This window comes from Exiguobacterium sp. s123, from assembly GCF_018617075.1.
Classification (GTDB): domain Bacteria; phylum Bacillota; class Bacilli; order Exiguobacteriales; family Exiguobacteriaceae; genus Exiguobacterium; species Exiguobacterium profundum.
This window is the reverse complement of the sequence record NZ_JACSJL010000010.1, coordinates 15,893-36,094: the sequence shown is the minus strand read 5'-3', so window position 1 is coordinate 36,094 and position 20,202 is coordinate 15,893. Positions and strand designations below refer to the sequence as shown.

Here is a 20,202-nt window from a genome sequence, read left to right as displayed (position 1 = left end):
AACAATTGTGCAAATCAAGATAAAAAAGACACAAAAAACACGTCACGATCGATGTCGTGACGCGGGGTTCGTACTTAATCTATTTATTAAAACGGATCAACTGAGTCTCTTCTCTTCTTTCTGCTTCTAGTAAAAATTCTATTGCCGTGCGCCATTGCTTTTCTCGCATTTTTGCAGGCAAAATACTTTCTAAATCCATCTTAGAAGGATTTAACCACAATTTCTTTAATTGTCGTTCTACGTTAATGGACCATTCAATTTTATAATAGGAATTTGAACCACTTTTCTTGAGATAAAGCTCATGATCTCGTTTTGAATAAAATAGTAGTTCATATTTTTTCGAATGAAGTAGTGGCTGTATTTTAGTCAAAAATCGAATGATACTGTTCAACTTATAAAAGCGAGAAGCAGATAAAATATCACTAAAGATTAATTGATTTTTCTTCCCTTTTAACAACAAGTTTACAAAAGAATAATGGGTAATCTCGACCTCACCGTATTGGTTTGCCTGATTACTCTTAGGTAACAAATTGTAGAGACGTTTCGTTAAGTTGTACTGAAAATCATAGTGTTTTAAAAACTCGGATTGCATCAATTGGTTTATGATATCTTGAGAAAATTCGGCTTCATTCACTTGATACCAATACCTAATCGGTAAATAACCATTGGTAATCGGATGATCTAACATTTTGTCTATAAAGAATTTATTCTTTTGCATCTCATGATGCATTGCTTTTGTAATTTTGTATGTATTTGCACGTGGTGCATATCGCACATGTTTTGTAAAGTCATCATAAATAAACAGTATTTGAGTTAGATGATCTTCTATAACTCTCACAGCTGATTCTTCTTTTTGAATAGGCTGTTTTTTCGATTTTAACTTTTCCGTTCTTTTTGATACTGCTATCTGTGATTCTCTTAGCTGATTTTGAAGAAAAACTGGCATTTGATAAATAGATGACTTATATTCTTGTTCTGCCAATTTTACTTTCATAAGAGTGTCCCCCAATATGTCATTGAGTTCAACTTCTCGTAGTAGACGATACTCAGCATCAATCGATTTTCGATACTCTTCATTCGCGTACTGCTTGGCACAATCTACTCCAATGAAGAAAAATTTATCACTTTTCCGTTTTGTCATTTTTACTTTCTGTCTCTTTAATTTCGTATTGCACAAATGGCACTTCAATTCTTCATTAGAATTCAATGAGATTGGAATATCAAACTTAAATTCAGTAAGTGCATCATTATATAGTTGTCCAAAAGACTTTTCCAAATTAGAAGGGATTGCACATGTATAGGAAGGCGAGGTTGACGTATTCTCACTTTCAAGCAAATTGTATTTTTTAATCGACTTTTGAACGTTATATTCAAAATGTGGAAATAGTTTCAGCACATCGCTGTAATATAAAATAATTAACTCTCCACGGCGAAAGTTCCGTAAAATATACTCACTTGTTTGCATAAAGTCCTCCTATGATAAAATTCCCTTAACTGTACAGAGAATGATGTGCCATGAGACACACCATTCAAGTTCAACTATTTTTAGCCTTTCGGTGGATATGGATCAAATCCGTAAGTGTTTTTTTCACGAATTTTTCCTTGCTTGTTATGAATGACGAGCTCAAACTGTTGGTTCATAGCAATATTTCTTCCAAAGTTAATCGCTTCTCGCTGTGTATCAAATGTCTTTGTTGCTTTTTGATTTCCAGCACCTTTCACTTGATAGCCGCCATCCTTATGTGGAGTCACATGTTGATTCTTTCCTTTACTCATTGAATATCATCTCCTTTGATAATAGATTACGAACGAATCATCTATTTATATTCAAAGTTTTATCTGATAAAATAAACTAGTCTTTTTATAGCTAGTCAAGCGAGTTCTGCAAAACTCACTTGACTTTTTTTATTTCTTTTTTTATCTCACAATTAATTTTTTTCTCAACTGCCCGAATATTTCTTTTTAAACTTTTTCGATTAATTTTTACCGTGATACGTTTCAATCTATCACCGCCTTCTATAAAAACAGATCATTCGTTCGTATTATCAACGTACCACTATATCCAGAAAAAATAAAGCGGATATCCTATATATAGTTTTAAAATAAATAAAATTATATAATTGAACACAATATATAGTTTATTAAAGAACACAACTATTCAAAATTTGCTAAATCCTAATGTGTCACTATCCTTAATAATGATTGATTTGACTTCTTTGATTCAGTAATTAATAGTGTCTCTAGTTTTCGTCCTTCATTTGCTGCCTGTAAAAAAATAACCCTTCGTTTCATAGATAGTACTTCTTCTTGAAATAAAGCAATACGTTTTAGCAAGTTCATCGACTGAACGTAGCTTGCTCAATTTGTCCTTTTAATTGAAATGAGATCTTCCTTCATGTTTAATGCCAACAAATTAATGATTCCGTTTTCATTTACAAACGAAATAAATTTTCCTTTTGAATTTAAAAATGGTCGTCAGATAGAACATGTATTCCATCCCTTAGATATTGTGGATTACTACTCAGAGTATCCAAATGGTGATGGAAGATATATTGTGTTGCTTTCTAGAGACACTATTATTGATAGTGATACGTTTGAGTCATTATCAAAACCTGTCCACGTCTACTTGATTGATCATTCTAACTTTTTAACCGAAAGAAAAATGTAACTAGAGTCAAACTTCTCTAGTTACATTTTCATATTCATTACTCGTAAAAGCTATCCGCTGCTTAAAATACTTTTGAAGTTCAGGATCACAACAATACACATAACACCCCTTCATCCCCCGAGTCATTAATGTGCGATACGTATTTTTCACGAGCCGCTCAAGAGCGTCCATTTCATTCTTCTTCGGTTTTGCCGGTCTAGCCCCACTATCTTTGAATTCTTCTCGCCGTACAATCAATTGTCTTGATTGTGGATCATAACCTAAATCAGGACCGATGATTACTCCTGCATATGTCATTTCTAATCCTTGTACTGTATGAATGCACCCAATCTGTTCACGTCCATCTGGATGAATAGCCCAGTCTAAACGTTTTGAATCATTCCAAGGCATTGCGAAATCATGCTCGGGAATCTGTACATCTGCAACAAGCTGTCCGTTTAATCGTTCTTTCGTCCAACTCCATGCATACCCTGCCGTAACGCGACCGTCACGTTTCGACACGACCTCATCAATTAATTCCTGTGGTGAGTCTAGCACTTGAATGTCATATGACCCGTCTAATTCAATATCCTCTTCATTATTAAAAAATCTATTTATCCATTCAATATAGTTACCTGATCCACCGCATCGAAATTGAGAATCCAATGTTAATTCGTGAATAATAGCATTTTGCTTCTTGGCTTCCTCTTTAATCAATGAATATGACCCAATATCTTTCTTCGAAATCATTTGCTCATCATCAATAAAGAAAACACTCATTTTCGCACTCCGAATAATTTGAGTCGCTTGATTCTCTCCTTTAATTTTTCGTTGCATATGTCCATGATTTTTTAATCGATGCGCCTCATCACAAACTAATACGTCAATTTTATTCATTTGAGTATCTACGTAAGAGCCGGAACCTTTAAACATATCTCGAATTTCAATCATGCTCTTTTGTCTTACTAGTTTTTTTCGTAAGACTTCTCGGAAAGCTGCATTCGGCGTTATATACTCGACTAATGCCTGCTCATTCACTAGTGCCTTTAAAGCGTTTAAACCGATTACAGATTTCCCAGTCCCTGGTCCACCTTTAATTAATACAACATGCTTCTCGTCCGTATGTAACACATGCTCAGTATAAATCGTTAAAATCTGTTCATAGGCAACTTTCTGTTCATCTAACAAAATGAACTCTTCGTTCCCCTCAAACATTAGATTTAATGTTTCTACTAATTTTTTGGAAGGTCTCAGTTTTCCTGTCTCAATTTCTGACGCGATTTCTGACCCTTGACCGGCACCGACTCGTTTCGTTACATAATCAGCTAAACGAAGGTCATCCATTTTGAAATAAATCGGTGCTTCCTTATAATAATGGCTGTATCGATCATTCAATAAAGGTTCATTTTCATGTTTCCTTGACCGAATATAATTATGTAAATAAGCGCATGAATCAAGTGTTATATCAGACTCGATCGGATCTACTGATTCGAGATAATTTTCTAAGTACCGGCGATACGATAAAGCTTGATAAGACGGGTGGACGGTCGATTGGGTTCTCCCGTGAAATGCGGTTTGAACAATACCATCTCCTTCAGCGAGATCAGCCTTCGTCCATTGCTTTAGCTCTATAATAATCGCATTCTTTTGACCATCCACATCTTTCCCCGCAATAATGAAATCAATTCGTTTTTGAGTTGATGGTAAATTAAACTCAAGAAGAATATTAACGTCATCAGGTATCGATTCTCCTCGAATGACTCGCATCATTTCTGAAAGTGAGTTTTCCCAGGAAGTCATCTCGGAAGCACTAACGCGTCGATTCATTTTTTCTTCGATGTTTTTGCTAAGGATATAACTAATTTCTTTTTCTAAAATGTGCTCTACAAACATGTACTTCGGTTCGTTATAAATGATCATGATTTCCTCCAAGGTTAGATTTTATTCTATTTTTCAGCTGTTCAATCGTTAAGTACTCGCCACCTTCTTTTCGATGTAGCATCGCATGGCAATTTGGACAAACCGGTCTTAAGTCAGTTATTGGATCTACCACATAATTCTGTCCAATCTCATGAAGTGGTTTAATGTGATGGACGTGAATAAAATCTTTACCGACTTCACCATATATTTTTTCGAAGTCGATTTGGCAAACCTGACAGCTCACCCCGTAGTATTCCATGCATCGTTTACGTGCGAGCGGGTTACGTTCATACGTATTAACTGAAACGATTTTTCGTTTGCCTTCTTCTAATAATTCTGGCACTTCGTCTGCATAATACCCAGCGGTTAAATCTTTGTCGAAAAACGAAGTGATGTAGTCTTTCAGTTCTCCTATCAACTTCATCGACCCTTGAACATTTCCTTTCAATCCATTTTCTCGCAAATATTCTAAAGACAATAGGTCATTGTCTACTTCGTCTAACAAACGAATGCGAGACCAGTCCAATTCTTTAGAATCCTCAAACTGAACTTCACCTTTCCGAAATGTACGATCATAACTCACATCTGAAGAGCGCACAACCCCTTCAATTACTTCAACTTTATAACGTACTTTCTGAATATGGCCAGACAGATAGATAAATAGAATGTCCCCATTTTCATAGTTGAAGGACCGTCTCCAATGTAAAAAATCATATCGACCAAAAGCACTCTCTAAGTCATATTCATTCGGATTTGCTGGGATGAGCCAAATCCGACGGGCATTATGATGGTCTCTCTCTTCTAATTCAATCCTTCTCTTTAATGCAATATCCTTTGGAGCAATAAATCGATACTCATCCTCTTGGTCAAAAAATGGAATGTTATATGTATAGCCTCTCTCAATCGCGTTAAAGCATTTCGACTTATTTAAATTTAAAAGGTCTGAGAAGAATGTTGCTGCTAATTGAATATTCGACTCTTCCCTTAGTTTCTGATTGTTTTTAAAAATTGTAATCGGTGTGGCCATTTCAAATTCTCCTTCTCTGTTAGAAATAAAATCATGTATTAATATAGGTGCGTCGTAACTTTATACTACACGAGGCCACTGCTTTATTTTTCGTCTTTCAACTTTTGTCTGTTGCACTTTTGACTACACCTCATAAAATATTAACCTTAGTCAATTTTATTACATACCTTATTCTCGTTCGTTTTCTAAAATCAACTTAATAACGTAGTTGAATATTGACTTTCAATTCAATGAACATTAGAAGAAGGGATGAGATATTATGGATACTAATGAGGCGATTACAGAGTGGTCCTATTGGAAAGCAGTTGTGCGCTATGGACATGTAGGGAAAGGAAAAGAAATTAGTGTAGCAAGATATCTAGTAATGCCCCGCGGTTCAACTACGGTCGACGTAATGGAAATCATCAGTGAAATGCCAGGAACAAAAAAGCGTTCCGTTGGTTCAATCCAAAAAATTGACTACTTGGAGTATCTTGAAGGTCTTCGCTCAGAGCAGAAAAACTTTTTCCTACAACGCCTGTTCGAAGGAAGACAAGCCCAGTAATCTTTTGCACGATAAGTCACCTCTACATCTCAACATTGAAATGTATAGGTGATTTGAATTTTCATTTAATAACTTCAAACGCATACAATCTGTTATCAAAAGTGCCATTCTGGATTCTACTCGATTCTTTGCTCTTTCTAAGCATTTTAATGATTTTATATAGTTTTTACAGCATAAGTTCTATCTCGTTGCCCACCAGTTGACGAAAGTTCAATTATATTCTCTTCGGCTAATTGATCGAGACAAGCACAGACGTCTGAGTAAATTTTGTAGCGTCCTGTATTGTAACACTCATTTGAAGCACCATTGAGCATTAGATATTCTGCTACATCGTCAGCATTCATCAATCTTGAACTGCAAGTTTTGATATATTCTAAAATTGCCGTTCGAAAATGAGATTTTAATAGCAAATTCTTCGAGCTTACTTGGCGTTTTGATGAATCGTAACGCTTGTTTAGTAATTCAGTTCTATTTGCGTCTTCGATTTCTTTTTGTTTCGCTATATATTCATTTTTCTTCTGCTTCAATTCTTGTAGAAAGGAATCTCTTAGCTGCATTTCGATTTTAGGATCGCTTAGTTGTAATGTTTGAGTAGTCAACAAGGCAGTAGATAGACTGATTTCATATCCTCCGTTTAACGCAAATGCTCGGAATGGACTTTTTTGCTCATCTTCAATAAAGCGTCGAACAGAGAATTGGATACTATCTTCTTTAGATTGGATATAGTAAAGGCTTCGAACCTTATAAAAATTCGGAGTATTTTGGTGATGATAATCAAATAGTTCGAATAAGGATTGATCACACGCTGTTTCATTCAATAATGTTTCCCACATTAAATCTTCAGGAGTTTTCATCGCCAGATTTAACTCAGCTTCCCAAAAGTGGATCACATGACGACCTAAATCAATCGACTGTTCTGTATTTTCAATGAACCAAATGGGTATAAGTCCCTTTTCTTTGAAGTATGTATTCCGTTTAATAATTTGCTTAGCCAATTTTTCATCTCGATTTTGTGTTACATTGGTAAGCACCGTAATCGCAATTTCTTTATCTACATTTTTTACGATAATATCAGGATAATAACGCCACTTTTCAGTCGCTTTTGCTACAAAACCGTATTCAACTTCGAGTTCCTTATTTATTTTTTGTTGAGCTTTCAGTTCATCATGAATAAAGTTTTTTATAACCGAATGCTGTTTTGACTCTCGTTTAATCTGCTCTTGATATTTGTCACTTTCAGTAGCGACAATAGAAAGTTCTCAAGATTTTGATTGCTTGTGAGAGAAGTGGTGAACCCGATCACTCCCGGCCCTTATGATAAGCATTTCATTACAATATGGGCAGCTAAACGCCCCTTTAGCCGAACTTTTTTCAGTTCACGAATTTCTCGCTTTTCATTTAATAAAACTGATAAAGTTACGTTCTTTCCCTCATATATCGCTTCCTGCAAAATCAATCCCTCCCTAATTAAAACGGATTATTAAAATACATTATATTACTTTTCAGATTGATTTATTCCATTATATAACATCTGTATCTCTTTAAGAATACAATTGGTAGAGAAGACAAATAGTGAACTGACTTTAATCATTTTGAAGCATCACTGACAACAAAAAAACCACCCACCAGCTTTCGCTGATGAATGGTTCCTGTGAAGGCATATGACTTACATCATACCGCCCATTCCACCCATGCCGCCCATGTCAGGCATTGCAGGAGCGTCTTTTTCTGGCTTGTCTGCGATGACGGCCTCTGTTGTGAGGAACATCGCTGAGACAGATGCCGCGTTTTGGAGTGCTGAACGCGTCACTTTCGCCGGATCGACGATACCATGTGCGATCATGTCAACATATTCGCCAGTTGCCGCGTTGTAGCCGACACCGACTGATTCGTTCTTGAGTTTCTCGACGATGACCGAACCTTCTTCACCAGCGTTTTCCGCGATTTGACGGACCGGTGCTTCGAGTGCACGAAGGACAAGTTTGACGCCAGTTGCTTCATCCGCTGTCACTTCTGCAAGCAACGCACGAACGGCTGGGATGACGTTGATGAGTGATGTACCACCACCCGCCACGATTCCTTCTTCAACGGCCGCGCGTGTCGCGTTGAGTGCGTCTTCGATGCGGAGTTTACGCTCTTTGAGTTCTGTCTCTGTAGCTGCACCGACTTTGACGACGGCTACGCCACCTGCGAGTTTCGCGAGACGCTCTTGGAGTTTTTCACGGTCGAAGTCAGACGTTGTCTCTTCGATTTGGTTACGGATCGTTTGAACGCGTGCTTTAATCGCGTCTTCGTTCCCTGCACCTTCGACGACAGTCGTTGTGTCTTTTGTGACGACGACTTTCGATGCGCGACCGAGCATATCGAGTGATGCTGATTTGAGGTCGAGACCGAGGTCTTCTGTGATGACTTGACCACCTGTGAGTGTCGCGAGGTCTTCGAGCATCGCTTTACGACGGTCACCGAATCCTGGTGCTTTGACGGCTACTGCATTGAACGTACCACGGAGTTTGTTCAAGACGAGTGTCGCGAGTGCATCGCCTTCGATGTCTTCTGCGACGATCAAGATCGGTTTCCCTTGTTGCACGACTTGCTCGAGCACAGGGATGATTTCTTGAATGTTTGAGATCTTCTTGTCTGTGATCAAGATGTACGGATTGTCGAGTGACGCTTCCATCTTGTCAGAGTCTGAGATCATGTATGGTGACAAGTATCCACGGTCGAACTGCATCCCTTCGACAACGTCGAGCTCAGTCGTGAAGCCGCGTGATTCTTCGATTGTGATGACACCATCGTTACCGACGCGCTCCATCGCTTCTGCGATCAATTCGCCAACTTCTTCGTCCGCTGCCGAGATGGCCGCAACTTGTGCGATCGCTTCTTTTGACTCGATTGGTTTCGAGATGGCTTTCAACTCTTCAAGCGCACGTGTGACCGCTTTGTCGATTCCTTTACGAAGGATCATCGGGTTCGCGCCCGCCGTGACGTTCTTGAGTCCTTCACGAATCATCGCTTGTGCGAGGACTGTCGCTGTTGTCGTACCGTCCCCTGCGACTTCGTTCGTCTTCGACGCGACTTCCGCAACGAGTTTCGCGCCCATGTTTTCGAAGCGGTCTTCGAGTTCGATTTCTTTCGCGATTGTCACACCATCGTTTGTGATGAGTGGTGAACCGAATTTCTTCTCGAGGACAACGTTGCGTCCTTTTGGTCCAATCGTTACTTTGACTGCGTCAGCGAGTGCGTCGACGCCGCGAAGCATCGCGTGACGTGCATCTTCTGAGAATTTAATATCTTTTGCCATCGTTCATTTCCCCCTAAAAAAGTTTTTGAATAATGGTGCTTAGCCTACGATTGCGAGAATATCGCTCTCGCGAACGATTAAGTACTCTTTTCCATCATGCTTCACTTCGGTACCTGCGTACTTCGAGTAGATGACCAAATCATTTTCTTTCACGTCGAGATCGATGCGCTTGCCTTCGTCCGTCACGCGGCCTGTACCGACTGCGACGACTTTCCCTTGCTGCGGCTTTTCTTTCGCCGTATCAGGAAGCACGATGCCCCCGATCGTCTTTTCTTCTTTCTCCACGACTTCGATGATGACACGATCGCCTAGTGGTTTTAACATGGAAAAACCCTCCTCCGAATATGAATGATGTAATGTGTATCGTAAGGTTTTAGCACTCAGTTAAAAGGAGTGCTAACACTGATTAGTGTAGTATGTGTCGATAAAAAAATCAAGGGGGATACATTAAAAAATGCTCTTACTCGCGGTCAAGAGAACTTATTTGTTACAATGAGAAAAAGGTAGGTTCATTCTTATGATTAAGGACGTGTTGAATTGGCTACACTAAACTCAAACCAATCGATAAATACCCGTTTTTCGATGGCGCCTAACATTCGTCTCCGGCACCTCACCCCGATTTTACTATATGCGTTCGTCCAACTGTTCCCGCTCGTGATTAAAGCGTTAAGACCGGAATGGTTGACGGAAACGTTCGTCGGGCTCTGGCTCGCCATCGGGTTCGGTGTGACGATTGTTCTGTCAATCTTGCTCATCTGGCCGGACTTGAAACAATACAAAGCCCAAGGCATCCAGTCGAACTTGAACGACACGGTCAAATGGATCGGGCTCGGGATTTTGATGCAATACGGGCTCGTCATCGTGGCGAACTTGATTGAGACGGCCATCTCGGGCGAACTCGTCGAGTCGATGAACACACAAAACATCGCTGATATGGTGGAAGTCATTCCACTCATGATTTTGCCGGTCGTCTTGCTTGGACCGATCATCGAAGAGATTCTTTTCCGTCATATCTTGTTCGGGAACTTGAACGCGCGCTTCGGTTTCTGGATTGCCTTTGGGGTCAGTTCGATCTTATTCGCACTCATCCACCAAGACAATCGGTTCCTCGTGTATATCGCGATGAGTTTCGCATTCTCTTACGCATATGCGAAGACAAGACGATTGATTGTTCCAATCGCCATCCACGCGTTTAACAACGCGCTCGTGATGCTCGTACTATTTTTAATGTAGAAATGAGGTGGCAGTTATGCCGCGACAATTAAAAGTGATGATGCTCTTCAGTCTATCGTTCGGTGTGTTGTTCACCGTCCTCGCGTACTTCTCGGTACAAGAGTACGGCTTCAGCTTCTGGACGTACTTTATCATCGCCGTCGCCGCTTACGACTTTTTCAAAGTGTATCAAATCTTGGCACTCGCCCGAAAAGTCAAAAAAGAAGGCACGGACAAATCCGCATAACGAAACCCCGAGCCTTACGAGCTCGGGGTTTTTCTTATGGCTGTAACTTTCGATTGATCCTGTATTTCTTCTTGATAGACACTCCGAATGAGCAGTCCACGCAAACCGAACACCACACCTAATAATACATAAATGGCATCAATCAGTAGAATCTGTGGTTCATCCAAGAAGAAATTGATGACCACGCCAATGACCAGCAAACCGTAAATCGTGATGTTCATGAGTGTCGCATCGACTTGTCTCATGATTCTTTTGCTCACCTTTTCCTCAAGCTTCTCAATCTCTTCGTGTCGATAACCATAGATGGTGAATCCTAGACCCACAATTGTCATACTAAGAAACACACCATCCCATAGCGCAAACAAAAACAGTCCTACAAAAAAAATCATAAACCCAATGAGTAACTTCTTACGCAAAATATCCCTCCTTATGATGGAATCCATAGTTTCGCAAAATCAAAATAACCGAACAAGTCGATACAGACGTCCTTCAGCTCGACCGGGAACGGAATGGTCCGCTCCTCGTTATAGAGCGGGATAAAGTACGACTTCTCTTTTAACTCGCGCTCGATCTCTCGATGCAGCGGCAACCAGTCCTCAAACGGCAGGTCATCATATTGCCCAACTCGCTCGGTCATCCCCTCTATATAAGGGAACACTTTATGAGGAGGCGAGTACTCGTTCGTCATGAACTGTTCAAACCCGAGCGTGATGTTCCGCTCGAACACTTCCCCGTGAACGACCAAATCGACGTATTCATAATACGTCTTGTCATGAATCGAATCTTTGAAGCTGATGGGCACGAACTCATAGGCAATCCCATGACGTGTCAACATCTCGGCAATCCAGTCGGTCGTATCGTTCGTGAAGTCCGTCTGTTTGATGCGAATCGGTCGGTCGAACGAGACAGGTGTTCCTTTTGGAATGCGATACGTCTCGCTCATCGAACCGAGAAACCCTCGGTCGTTCGGTGTTCTTCGCTCATTCAACGTCCCAATCTCCGGTCGAATCTCCGCAATCAAGCGATGCATATAATGCCGCGCCTCTTCATTCGCGAACACACTATTCGGATGACTGTTCAAGATGACAAGCCCGAACCCGGACGGTGTCGAGATGTGTCCGGTTTCTTTGGAATCTCTTGATGAGATGCGATACGTCGGATCGTATCCGTCCGGCACTTTGATGAACTCGACCCGGTCGAGGAGCGCCCGCACCCCAAAATAATTCTCGAAGGCGAGGAGGACCGTCTTCTCCTTGTCGTGGCGATCCAATTGAAACGGCCCCGTCCCGATACTTCCTTTAGCGATACTCGTATGAATCATCGACAGTTTCGGGATGTACGAATTCCGACGCCGGTCGAGCGTGACGTCGACGCGATACGTGCCGTTCGATGCGATATGCCGGACGTGCCGATACATATACCGATACGCATCCGACTGAACGAGTGTGCGTAAACTTTTCGTCACATCTTTACTCGTCATGAGCGACCCGTCATGGAATCGGACCCCTTTCCGAAGAAACAATACGAGCGTACTTCCCTGCCATTCATAGTGATGCGCAAGCTCCCCTGTGACCTCACCAGACGCGTCAATCATGAACAGACGATTGAAGACGTTCTGGACGAGGTGGGCACTGTGGATGTCAGCCGCCTCGAGCGGATGTGTCGTCAAAAAGTGGCGACGGCGCGGGATGATGAGCGCATCGCTCGACGTCTGGACGTAACCGAACTTCTTCTCGAGCTGGCGCATGAACCGACCTGCCTGCGCAGGCGACCAGTCCCACTCCAGTTGATTCGTCACTGCCTCGACTGACTCTTTCTCCATGCGTTCGAGCAACTGTTTAGCTAAATCACGCTCGACGTGACGCAACCATTCGAGACGCGTCAAATTCCCCCGTCCGCGTCCGCTCGTATACGTGAGCCACCCTTCTTCTTGCCACCGTGCCAAATGACGCTTCGTCTGTTTCGGGCTTAAATGAATGGCTTCCGCCATATCGGAAATCGTGTACGCTCCGTCCCGACACTCTTTCCACAATCGAAATAAATACGCATCCACGTCACATCCCCCTTAAAAGTGGACATCATTTCTCCATGTCGTCCATTTTTCAAATCCGTTGTCTTGTTTATCATACAGTTACAGAGTGGAAGGTGACAAGATGAAATGGAAAGATATACCTAAACCAATAAAAGTTCGACTCGTAACATCATTTTTTAATCGTTCGGTCTCATTCGCCATCATGCCGTTCATGGCACTTCTCTTTGTCAAAGCGTTCAATGAATGGATCGCGGGCGTCTTCTTGATCTCGCTTGTCTGTCTCGGATACGTGATCGGGTTAATCGGGGGCTATCTCGCCGATAAGTTTTCAAGAAAGCGACTTCTCGTGTTGACGGCAAGTCTCACAGCCTCGATGTTTCTCGTCATGACGCTCAGTCTTCAGTTCGACCAGATGATTATTTTCATGATCGCCTATACGATTTTCACGGTCACGAACAACCTCGGGCGGCCTGCGATGAGCGCCATCATCATCGATGCGACAACGCCTGAGAACCGAAAAGCCGTGTACGCGCTCGATTACTGGTTGATCAACTTATCCATCACGATTGGGACGGCACTCGGGGGCTGGCTCTATGTCAGCAATCAATTGTTACTATTTTGGATTTTGACGTTCACGTCGAGCATGTTGCCGATCGCGTACGCCATCTTCCTCGAGGACACGAAACGGACGTGGACCTCACAAAAGCTCAAGCTCGTCTTCGTCGACGTGTTCCAAAGTTATCAAATCGCCTGGCGTGACCGTCCGTTCGTCAAAGTCGTCTTCGGCTCGATGTGTATCCTCGCTGCTGAGTTCTCAATGGGCAGTTATGTCGCGGTCCGGCTCGCCGATTCATTCGAACCGCTCTCGATTGAATCATGGACAATCAACGGGGTGCGGATGATGAGTCTCATTCAAATCGAGAACACGCTCATCGTCGTCGCGTTGACATTCTTCATTCAACGTCTCGCCTCACGTTTCTCAAACAAGCATACGCTACTCGGCGGACTCGCGTTGTACACGATCGGGTACGCCGTCATCACAAGCGCGAACTCGATGATGCTCCTTCTCGGTTTCATGCTCATCGCAACATTCGGCGAATTGTTGTACTCGCCGGTATTGAACACGGAGAAGGCGAACATGATGCCAGAAGACTGCCGTGGTGCGTACTCTGCGTTTGCCGGGACCTCGTTCGCCGGTGCCGACTTCTTATCACGTTCGACGATTTTGATTGGGTCGCTTCTCACCCCGTTCATGATGAGCGTCTACATCGGACTGTTGGTCAGCTTCGGCTGTTTCCTCGTCTATAGCGGCATCTATGTAAAAGAAAAGCTCGTCCTGCGACGAGCCGCGTCCTAAATCAAACCCATCCTTTCTCAGTGGAAGGATGGGTTTTAGTCAAGCTGTTGTTGGTGCATCGCATAGATCAAGGTCAACGCCCGGATGCAGAAGATTGTCGAGAAGCCGTAAATGCTCAGTTCGAGCAACGAAACGGATGGATATTGTAGGCCAAGGGAGAGCACATAGCCTACTAAACAAAGCAAGACGACAAGTGTGATGGTCCACTCATCCGACTTCCGCTTCATCTTCTCGGCTAACCTCTTCTCTTCTTTTTCTACACGCTCCCGTTGCCAAAAGTAAAAGAAAACTGCATACATCGCAAACGAGGTTTTTGGCACGTCGCCTAAGAGTAAATCAAAAATGATGAGACCTAAAAATAAGTATGTCCCCAACTGATAGCCGCTCTGCATTTGAAGACGCGAACGAAGTGATTCGTTTGACCCCCACTTCATAATCCAATCACAGCTACGGTCAACCCACCGTAGACGAACCCGAGCACGATGGCACTGATGGCCATGCGCTTATATTGTGGATATTGATAAAGGGCAATCGCCCCACCAACGACGTGTACGAAGGCGACGATGAACGTCAAAATCGGAAAAAGCATAAAGAACCTCTTTTCTTTTTAGGAAATCATGGAAACAAATCCATTTTCCGATATACTTGAGTGCGAACTCATTATAACAATTATGGATAAGGAGTTGGAGCCCTATGTATGATTCGCGTATGGATTTGACGACAGAAGAAATGTTACTCGTGAACAGCGAAGTCGAAAAACGAAAACGTAGCTTGCTCGTCGCCTACTTGCTTTGGTTTTTCCTCGGTGCATTTGGCGCGCATCGTTTCTATTTCAAAAAAATCGGTTCAGGAATCGCCATGGTCCTACTCGTCGTCTTGACGCTCGGTCTCGGTGCATTCATCACAGGCATTTGGGCACTCGTTGATGCGTTCCTCATGCCAGGTTGGCAACAACGTGAAGTTGAGCAGATTGAGCGCGAGACGATTAAGCTGCTTCAAACACGTTCTGATCGCTATACAGGATTCTAATCAAAAAAGACGATCGAGGCATTTCGCCCCGATCGTCTTTCAACGTTCTGTTAAGTAGAAGGCGAAGTCCCGTGATTTTCTCTCTTTCACCGCATGATGAATCCACAGCCACGCCAACCCTTCGAGCTCACGAGCAAGTTTCAGCCCGTGGAGCGGATGCGTATCGAAGCCGATCTTGTTCGAAAGCTCGACAACAAGCCGCACCGCTTCCTCATCTTCACCTGCGACGAACATGACGGACCCATTCGGATTGCCTAAATTCTCGACCCCTGTCTGATTGAACGCCTTCACAACTTTCGTATCCGGAATGAGTCGCTGCAAATATTCCGCACCCGACACCCCGTCCGGTCGCTCGTCGAGGCGACCTCTTGTAGCGTCAATGTCCCTTCTCGCTCCGTCCGTGTCCCGTACAGCACCTCATAGCCTGCTCGTTCGAACTGCTCCCCGAGCGTGCGTCCGACTTTCCTGGCACCTAAAATTCCGAGTTTCATGATTCACAGCTCCTCGTCTGTCCGCGTGACCGTTCCTCCGAACTCTGCTGCAAGCCCGTCTAAAATCGATTCTTATGGGAACGTGAACGTGACGATGTGATACGGTTGTTTTTCCTTTTTAGCTATGAAAAATTCCTCCTTTTAGGTAGAAAACATGACGCGCACTTATCCTACTCTTTTTCCCTGCTTTTCCGTAAAAAAACCTAGTCCGCAGACTAGGTTCAGGTCGGTCTTTTTTCATTCAACTCATAGTGTGAATACGGTACACAGAGCGGTGTCCCGTATAGCGGATCCTCGGTCACCACGACTTTGAGACCGAATACGTCTTTCATGAACGTCTCATCGACGACATCGTTCGGACTGCCTTCGCGATACACGTTACCGCCAGCTAATGCGATGACATGATCTGCATAGCGACAGGCCAAGTGAAGGTCGTGAAGTACCATGATGATCGTCTTTCCTTCCAATCGATTCAATCGATACATCAAATCTAAAATCTCGATTTGGTGCGACATGTCCAAATATGTCGTCGGTTCATCGAGCAAAATCGTCTCCGACTCTTGGGCGAGTGCCAACGCGATCCACACTCGTTGCTTTTGTCCTCCGGAAAGGTTGCTGACGAGCGTGTCACGGAGCGATACCGTATCGGTGAAGGCGAGTGCCCGCTCGACGGCCCGTTCATCGTCTTCCGAATATCGTTTGAAGAACGTCTGGTACGGATAACGCCCGAATCGGACGAGTTGTTCGACGGTCAAACCATCCGGTGCCACGTTCACTTGTGGCATGAATGCCATGAGTCGAGCCGCCTCTTTCGCCCGATACGAATCGAGCGGTTTGTTCCGAAATGCGATTTCCCCGCCTAGTGCATCTCGCTGTCTCGCAAGCGTCGAGAGGAGCGTCGACTTCCCGCAGCCGTTCGCGCCGAGAAGGACGGTGATTTTCCCATGTGGGATGGAGAATGATAATTGATCGAGCACCGTCTTCTGTTCATATCCGATGGTTACGTGGTTCAAATCAAATGTGTTCATCTCATGCTTCCTTTCATCATCCGTCGAAGTAAGTAGAAGAAATACGGTGCTCCGATGACGGCTGTCATCACGCCGGTCCGTAGTTCATACGGATAAAAAATCGTCCGAGCAAGTACGTCCGCCAACACGACAATCGTCGCCCCGACGAGTAGCGTCGCCCAGATGTAAGGGAGCTTCAACCCTTGTCGAGCGATATGAGGTGCCATCAACCCGACAAACCCGATTGCACCGACAAAGGCGACACCAATGCCGGCGAGTAAACAGGAAAGCAACAACGTCCCACGCTGAATCCCGCGTACCGGTACGCCGATGCTCGTCGCTGTCGCTTCACTGATATGGAGCGGACGAACATGACGTTCAATCAAGAAGGCTGCCAGCAAAAAGAGAAGGACGAACGGAATCATGATCTTCAATTGATTCCACGTCGCGGCGTAGACGGTACCGGTGAGCCATTGTTGGATATCGTTCTTTCGGTAGACGTTCGAGGCGAGCATCATGAACTGAACGATCCCTTGCGAGAAGATGCTGATTCCGATCCCAACAAGTGCTAGCCGGACAGGTGGGACTCCACGTTTCAACAAATAGAAGAGGAACATTCCGACAACAAGCGCCCCAAGGAACGAAGCGATTGGGATATAGGCGAGCGGCACTGACAGCTGATTCGTTCGCTCATCCGAGAAAACGGTGAAGAACGTAGCCGTCGCAACCCCTGCACCTCCGACAATCCCGAAAATCTCCGGGGATGCCAGTTCGTTTTTGATTGTCAGTTGTAACAAGTGACCGCTGACGGCGAGACTTGCGCCGGCAGTGATTGCCATCAACACACGTGGCATCCGAAACTCGAAGACGACGAGCTGCTCGAATGCATCCCCTGCTCCGATGAACAGGGCAGCGAGTGAGGCGGGACTAAGGAATGTGTCACCGATGGCGAGCCCGAAATAAATCGACACGAGCAATCCGACGACGAGTAGAAGCGCCAACTCGATTTCACGCTTCCGGAGCGTGAACGAGACAGGACCTTTTCGAAAGCGATATGTTTTCATGATTTAAAGACTCCTTGTCTGACACTGACGAGATAGATGAAGAATGCCCCACCGATGACGGCGAGTACGACCCCAACGGTCACTTCGCGTGGGAACAGGATGATACGTCCCAGAATATCCGCCGCAAGCAACAGGACGCTACCGATGAGGACACTTCCGGCGAGACGAGCGAAAAAGGCCGTCCCGAACAGATATTTCGCCAAATGGGGAGCGAGCAGACCAACAAATGCGATTGGTCCGGCAAGTGCCACCCCGAATGCGGAGAGCACGACGGCGAGCGTCACGGCGACGAACTTGATGATGCCGACATTTTGTCCGAGTGAACGAGCGACCTGGTCTCCGAGCGATAACGTCTCTAACTCTTTACTGAGCAAGAGAACGAGAATGACCGACCCCACCATCCATGGCAACAACGTCTCGACGAGCGTGAGCGATCGTCCGGCGACCGATCCGGTTAGCCAGAACAGTACCTCATCAAGCGCGCCTTCCTCATACGCGATGATCGACTGGGTGAACGAACTGAATAGAGCGGCAAGCGACGCCCCGGCAAGCGTCATATACATGACGTTCCCTCCGTTCGCACTCAGTAGATAGACAATCACACCGGCAATAAACGCTCCCATGAGCGAGGCTGTCGTGAACGAGGCGATACTACTGAACCCAAAAAGCGTTACGAGCACGATGGCCAGACTCGCTCCGGCATTCACCGCCAAAATATCAGGAGATGCGAGCGGGTTACGGGTCACGAGTTGAAAAATGAGCCCGGCGAGACCTAGGACACTACCGACGAGTAGCGCGACGATCGTCCGTGGGATGCGATTGTCGGCTAACGCAATCATCGCTTGAGATGACCCGTTCGCTTGGAACGTCATCACATCTTGATGGCTGACCGCAATCACACCGACGCGCAAGGAGATATAACTTAAGATAGGTAAACAGATGATCAAGAAAAGTAATTTGATCCAAGGTTTTTTCATGTCCTCACTTCTTTCCTTTCCTACCATAGCAAATATTGCGTTCCAGAAAAAGGGGTTGACAGTGAGAATCATTATCACTTATAGTCAGGAAGGAAAATCACCTACATAGAGGAGAATTGTAATGAAAAAATGGATGCTCGCGTTACTTACGCTTTGCTTAACCGTCGTCCTCGCTGCTTGCGGCGGGTCTGACGATACAGAGAACAATACAAGTTCAGAAACTGCGACTCGCTCGATTGAGCACGCGATGGGAACGGCGGACGTACCTGAAAACCCAGAACGCGTCGTCGTCTTGACGAACGAAGGGACAGAAGCCCTTCTCGCCCTCGGCGTCAAACCAGTCGGAGCCGTCAAATCATGGAACGGCGACCCGTGGTACCCGCACATTGAGTCCGAGATGACAGACGTCACGGAAGTCGGGACAGAAAGCGAAGTCAATCTAGAGGCCATCGCAAAATTGGAACCCGATCTCATCATCGGAACGAAACTTCGTCAAGAGAACATCTATGACAAGTTAAACGCCATCGCACCGACGGTCATGTCAGAGACGCTCAAAGGTGATTGGCAAGAGAACTTCACCCTTTATGCGAACGCACTCAACCTAGAAGAGGAAGGCAATCAAGGGTTGGCCGACTACGAACAGCACGTCGAAGATACGAAAGCAGAACTCGGGGACGCCGTGAATAAAGAACTCTCGGTCGTCCGCTTCCTTCCTGGCGAGTCACGCATCTACTTCAATGACAGCTTCTCCGGCGTCATCCTTAATGATGTCGGCATCAAACGTCCAGCGTCACAAGATAAAGCAGAATTCGCTGAACAAGTCGCGATGGAACGAATCCCAGAGATGGCGGGCGACCACATCGTCTACTTCACATATGGTGGGGCCGACGGGTCGAAGACAGCCGAAGAATGGCAATCGAACCAGTTGTGGAAAGACCTCGATGCTGTCAAAGCAGGGGAAGTGACAGAAGTCAGTGATGACATTTGGAACACGTCGGGTGGCGTCTTGTCTGCCAACCAAGTGCTCGATGAACTCGTCGACATTCTAAAATAAATCAAAAGCGCGCCAATTGAATTGGTGCGCTTTTTCATACACTCATATGGTAAAATTTACATATCAACTCATAAGGAGCTTTTTCTATGCAACGAACACTTCGAAAGTCGGCGACGGACCGCTCAATTGCCGGTGTATGCGGCGGGATCGCTGAATACGTGAACATCTCTTCACTCGGCATTCGGCTCTTATTCGTCTTTTTGCCGGCTAACTTTCTCATCTATATCCTTCTTGCCAACTTGATGAAAGATGAACCACACTATCTCTAACAAAAAACGCAGAAGCCATGAGCT

At 44.6% G+C, this 20,202-nt stretch carries 25 protein-coding genes; 8 read left to right on the top strand and 17 right to left on the bottom strand.

Annotated features, from left to right (window positions below; translation table 11 throughout):
• Positions 1–79 precede the first annotated feature (79 nt).
• The gene (locus KNO72_RS14105) at positions 80–1,465 is read right to left on the bottom strand and encodes a hypothetical protein (protein WP_214758605.1); all 1,386 of its coding nucleotides are present in this window, start codon (positions 1,463–1,465) and stop codon (positions 80–82) included.
• An 80-nt stretch (positions 1,466–1,545) separates the two neighbouring features.
• Positions 1,546–1,776, bottom strand: a complete 231-nt coding sequence (locus KNO72_RS14100) for a DUF2188 domain-containing protein (RefSeq protein ID WP_214758603.1) — start codon at positions 1,774–1,776, stop codon at positions 1,546–1,548.
• A 619-nt stretch (positions 1,777–2,395) separates the two neighbouring features.
• On the opposite strand from KNO72_RS14100, the gene KNO72_RS14095 reads away from it, so the two are divergent.
• Complete coding sequence (locus KNO72_RS14095) at positions 2,396–2,668, top strand: hypothetical protein (protein WP_214758601.1); 273 nt, start codon at positions 2,396–2,398, stop codon at positions 2,666–2,668.
• A 6-nt stretch (positions 2,669–2,674) separates the two neighbouring features.
• On the opposite strand, the gene KNO72_RS14090 is transcribed toward KNO72_RS14095, so the two are convergent.
• The gene (locus KNO72_RS14090; protein WP_214748795.1) at positions 2,675–4,567 is read right to left on the bottom strand and encodes a DUF2075 domain-containing protein; all 1,893 of its coding nucleotides are present in this window, start codon (positions 4,565–4,567) and stop codon (positions 2,675–2,677) included.
• Positions 4,554–5,594 (bottom strand): HNH endonuclease, encoded by a 1,041-nt coding sequence (locus tag KNO72_RS14085; RefSeq protein WP_214758598.1) that lies wholly within the window; start codon positions 5,592–5,594, stop codon positions 4,554–4,556. Before KNO72_RS14085 ends, KNO72_RS14090 begins: the two co-directional genes overlap by 14 nt.
• A gap of 259 nt (positions 5,595–5,853) precedes the next feature.
• Here KNO72_RS14085 and KNO72_RS14080 point away from each other — a divergent pair, with 259 nt between their 5' ends.
• Positions 5,854–6,138: a hypothetical protein gene (locus KNO72_RS14080; RefSeq protein ID WP_214758596.1), complete on the top strand. Its 285-nt coding sequence runs from the start codon at positions 5,854–5,856 to the stop codon at positions 6,136–6,138.
• 155 nt (positions 6,139–6,293) lie between these two features.
• Here KNO72_RS14080 and KNO72_RS15690 read toward each other — a convergent pair whose 3' ends face one another.
• The 4 genes from KNO72_RS15690 to groES all read right to left on the bottom strand — a co-directional run bounded on the left by KNO72_RS15690 (position 6,294) and on the right by groES (position 9,763).
• On the bottom strand, positions 6,294–7,133 hold the full coding sequence (locus KNO72_RS15690; protein WP_251028368.1) for a DUF3895 domain-containing protein: 840 nt from the start codon (positions 7,131–7,133) through the stop codon (positions 6,294–6,296).
• A gap of 264 nt (positions 7,134–7,397) precedes the next feature.
• A complete protein-coding gene (locus tag KNO72_RS15685; RefSeq protein WP_251028373.1) occupies positions 7,398–7,463 on the bottom strand; it encodes a hypothetical protein in 66 nt (21 codons plus the stop codon).
• A 341-nt stretch (positions 7,464–7,804) separates the two neighbouring features.
• Positions 7,805–9,439 (bottom strand): chaperonin GroEL, encoded by a 1,635-nt coding sequence (gene groL / locus KNO72_RS14070; RefSeq protein WP_214732102.1) that lies wholly within the window; start codon positions 9,437–9,439, stop codon positions 7,805–7,807.
• 39 nt (positions 9,440–9,478) lie between these two features.
• Positions 9,479–9,763, bottom strand: a complete 285-nt coding sequence (gene groES, locus KNO72_RS14065; protein WP_015880602.1) for a co-chaperone GroES — start codon at positions 9,761–9,763, stop codon at positions 9,479–9,481.
• Between the two features lie 213 nt (positions 9,764–9,976).
• Here groES and KNO72_RS14060 point away from each other — a divergent pair, with 213 nt between their 5' ends.
• Together KNO72_RS14060 and KNO72_RS14055 are read left to right on the top strand one after the other, a co-directional pair.
• Complete coding sequence (locus KNO72_RS14060) at positions 9,977–10,672, top strand: CPBP family intramembrane glutamic endopeptidase (RefSeq protein WP_251028367.1); 696 nt, start codon at positions 9,977–9,979, stop codon at positions 10,670–10,672.
• Positions 10,673–10,688: 16 nt separating this feature from the next.
• Positions 10,689–10,898 carry a YdiK family protein gene (locus tag KNO72_RS14055; protein ID WP_015880600.1) on the top strand — a complete coding sequence of 70 codons (210 nt, stop codon included), beginning with the start codon at positions 10,689–10,691 and terminating at the stop codon, positions 10,896–10,898.
• Between the two features lie 14 nt (positions 10,899–10,912).
• On the opposite strand, the gene KNO72_RS14050 is transcribed toward KNO72_RS14055, so the two are convergent.
• Both KNO72_RS14050 and KNO72_RS14045 read right to left on the bottom strand, forming a co-directional pair.
• Positions 10,913–11,314, bottom strand: a complete 402-nt coding sequence (locus KNO72_RS14050) for a hypothetical protein (RefSeq protein ID WP_078146180.1) — start codon at positions 11,312–11,314, stop codon at positions 10,913–10,915.
• An 11-nt stretch (positions 11,315–11,325) separates the two neighbouring features.
• The gene (locus KNO72_RS14045; RefSeq protein WP_214758594.1) at positions 11,326–12,951 is read right to left on the bottom strand and encodes an ABC transporter substrate-binding protein; all 1,626 of its coding nucleotides are present in this window, start codon (positions 12,949–12,951) and stop codon (positions 11,326–11,328) included.
• Positions 12,952–13,051: 100 nt separating this feature from the next.
• On the opposite strand from KNO72_RS14045, the gene KNO72_RS14040 reads away from it, so the two are divergent.
• Positions 13,052–14,287, top strand: coding sequence for an MDR family MFS transporter (locus tag KNO72_RS14040; protein ID WP_214758592.1), 1,236 nt, complete (start codon positions 13,052–13,054; stop codon positions 14,285–14,287).
• A 35-nt stretch (positions 14,288–14,322) separates the two neighbouring features.
• On the opposite strand, the gene KNO72_RS14035 is transcribed toward KNO72_RS14040, so the two are convergent.
• Positions 14,323–14,721, bottom strand: a complete 399-nt coding sequence (locus KNO72_RS14035) for a hypothetical protein (RefSeq protein WP_214758590.1) — start codon at positions 14,719–14,721, stop codon at positions 14,323–14,325.
• Complete coding sequence (locus tag KNO72_RS14030) at positions 14,718–14,876, bottom strand: hypothetical protein (RefSeq protein WP_015880595.1); 159 nt, start codon at positions 14,874–14,876, stop codon at positions 14,718–14,720. Before KNO72_RS14030 ends, KNO72_RS14035 begins: the two co-directional genes overlap by 4 nt.
• A 104-nt stretch (positions 14,877–14,980) precedes the next feature.
• On the opposite strand from KNO72_RS14030, the gene KNO72_RS14025 reads away from it, so the two are divergent.
• Positions 14,981–15,316 (top strand): TM2 domain-containing protein, encoded by a 336-nt coding sequence (locus KNO72_RS14025; RefSeq protein WP_015880594.1) that lies wholly within the window; start codon positions 14,981–14,983, stop codon positions 15,314–15,316.
• A 39-nt stretch (positions 15,317–15,355) separates the two neighbouring features.
• Here the strand turns inward: KNO72_RS14025 and KNO72_RS15680 are convergent, their stop codons facing one another.
• The 5 genes from KNO72_RS15680 to KNO72_RS14005 all read right to left on the bottom strand — a co-directional run bounded on the left by KNO72_RS15680 (position 15,356) and on the right by KNO72_RS14005 (position 18,855).
• A complete protein-coding gene (locus KNO72_RS15680; RefSeq protein ID WP_251028366.1) occupies positions 15,356–15,637 on the bottom strand; it encodes an NAD(P)-binding domain-containing protein in 282 nt (93 codons plus the stop codon).
• Positions 15,604–15,807, bottom strand: coding sequence for an NAD(P)-binding domain-containing protein (locus KNO72_RS15675; RefSeq protein WP_251028365.1), 204 nt, complete (start codon positions 15,805–15,807; stop codon positions 15,604–15,606). The genes KNO72_RS15680 and KNO72_RS15675 overlap by 34 nt, the downstream gene beginning before the upstream one ends.
• A gap of 221 nt (positions 15,808–16,028) precedes the next feature.
• Complete coding sequence (locus KNO72_RS14015) at positions 16,029–16,835, bottom strand: ABC transporter ATP-binding protein (RefSeq protein ID WP_074034811.1); 807 nt, start codon at positions 16,833–16,835, stop codon at positions 16,029–16,031.
• Entirely contained in the window at positions 16,832–17,878 is a 1,047-nt protein-coding gene (locus KNO72_RS14010; protein ID WP_214758588.1) for a FecCD family ABC transporter permease, read from the bottom strand. Before KNO72_RS14010 ends, KNO72_RS14015 begins: the two co-directional genes overlap by 4 nt.
• Entirely contained in the window at positions 17,875–18,855 is a 981-nt protein-coding gene (locus KNO72_RS14005; RefSeq protein ID WP_214758586.1) for a FecCD family ABC transporter permease, read from the bottom strand. Before KNO72_RS14005 ends, KNO72_RS14010 begins: the two co-directional genes overlap by 4 nt.
• Positions 18,856–18,976: 121 nt before the next feature.
• Between KNO72_RS14005 and KNO72_RS14000 the strand changes: the two genes are divergently transcribed.
• Together KNO72_RS14000 and KNO72_RS13995 are read left to right on the top strand one after the other, a co-directional pair.
• Positions 18,977–19,909 carry an ABC transporter substrate-binding protein gene (locus KNO72_RS14000; protein ID WP_078146173.1) on the top strand — a complete coding sequence of 311 codons (933 nt, stop codon included), beginning with the start codon at positions 18,977–18,979 and terminating at the stop codon, positions 19,907–19,909.
• 86 nt (positions 19,910–19,995) lie between these two features.
• Positions 19,996–20,178, top strand: coding sequence for a PspC domain-containing protein (locus tag KNO72_RS13995; protein WP_026824450.1), 183 nt, complete (start codon positions 19,996–19,998; stop codon positions 20,176–20,178).
• Positions 20,179–20,202: the final 24 nt, after the last annotated feature.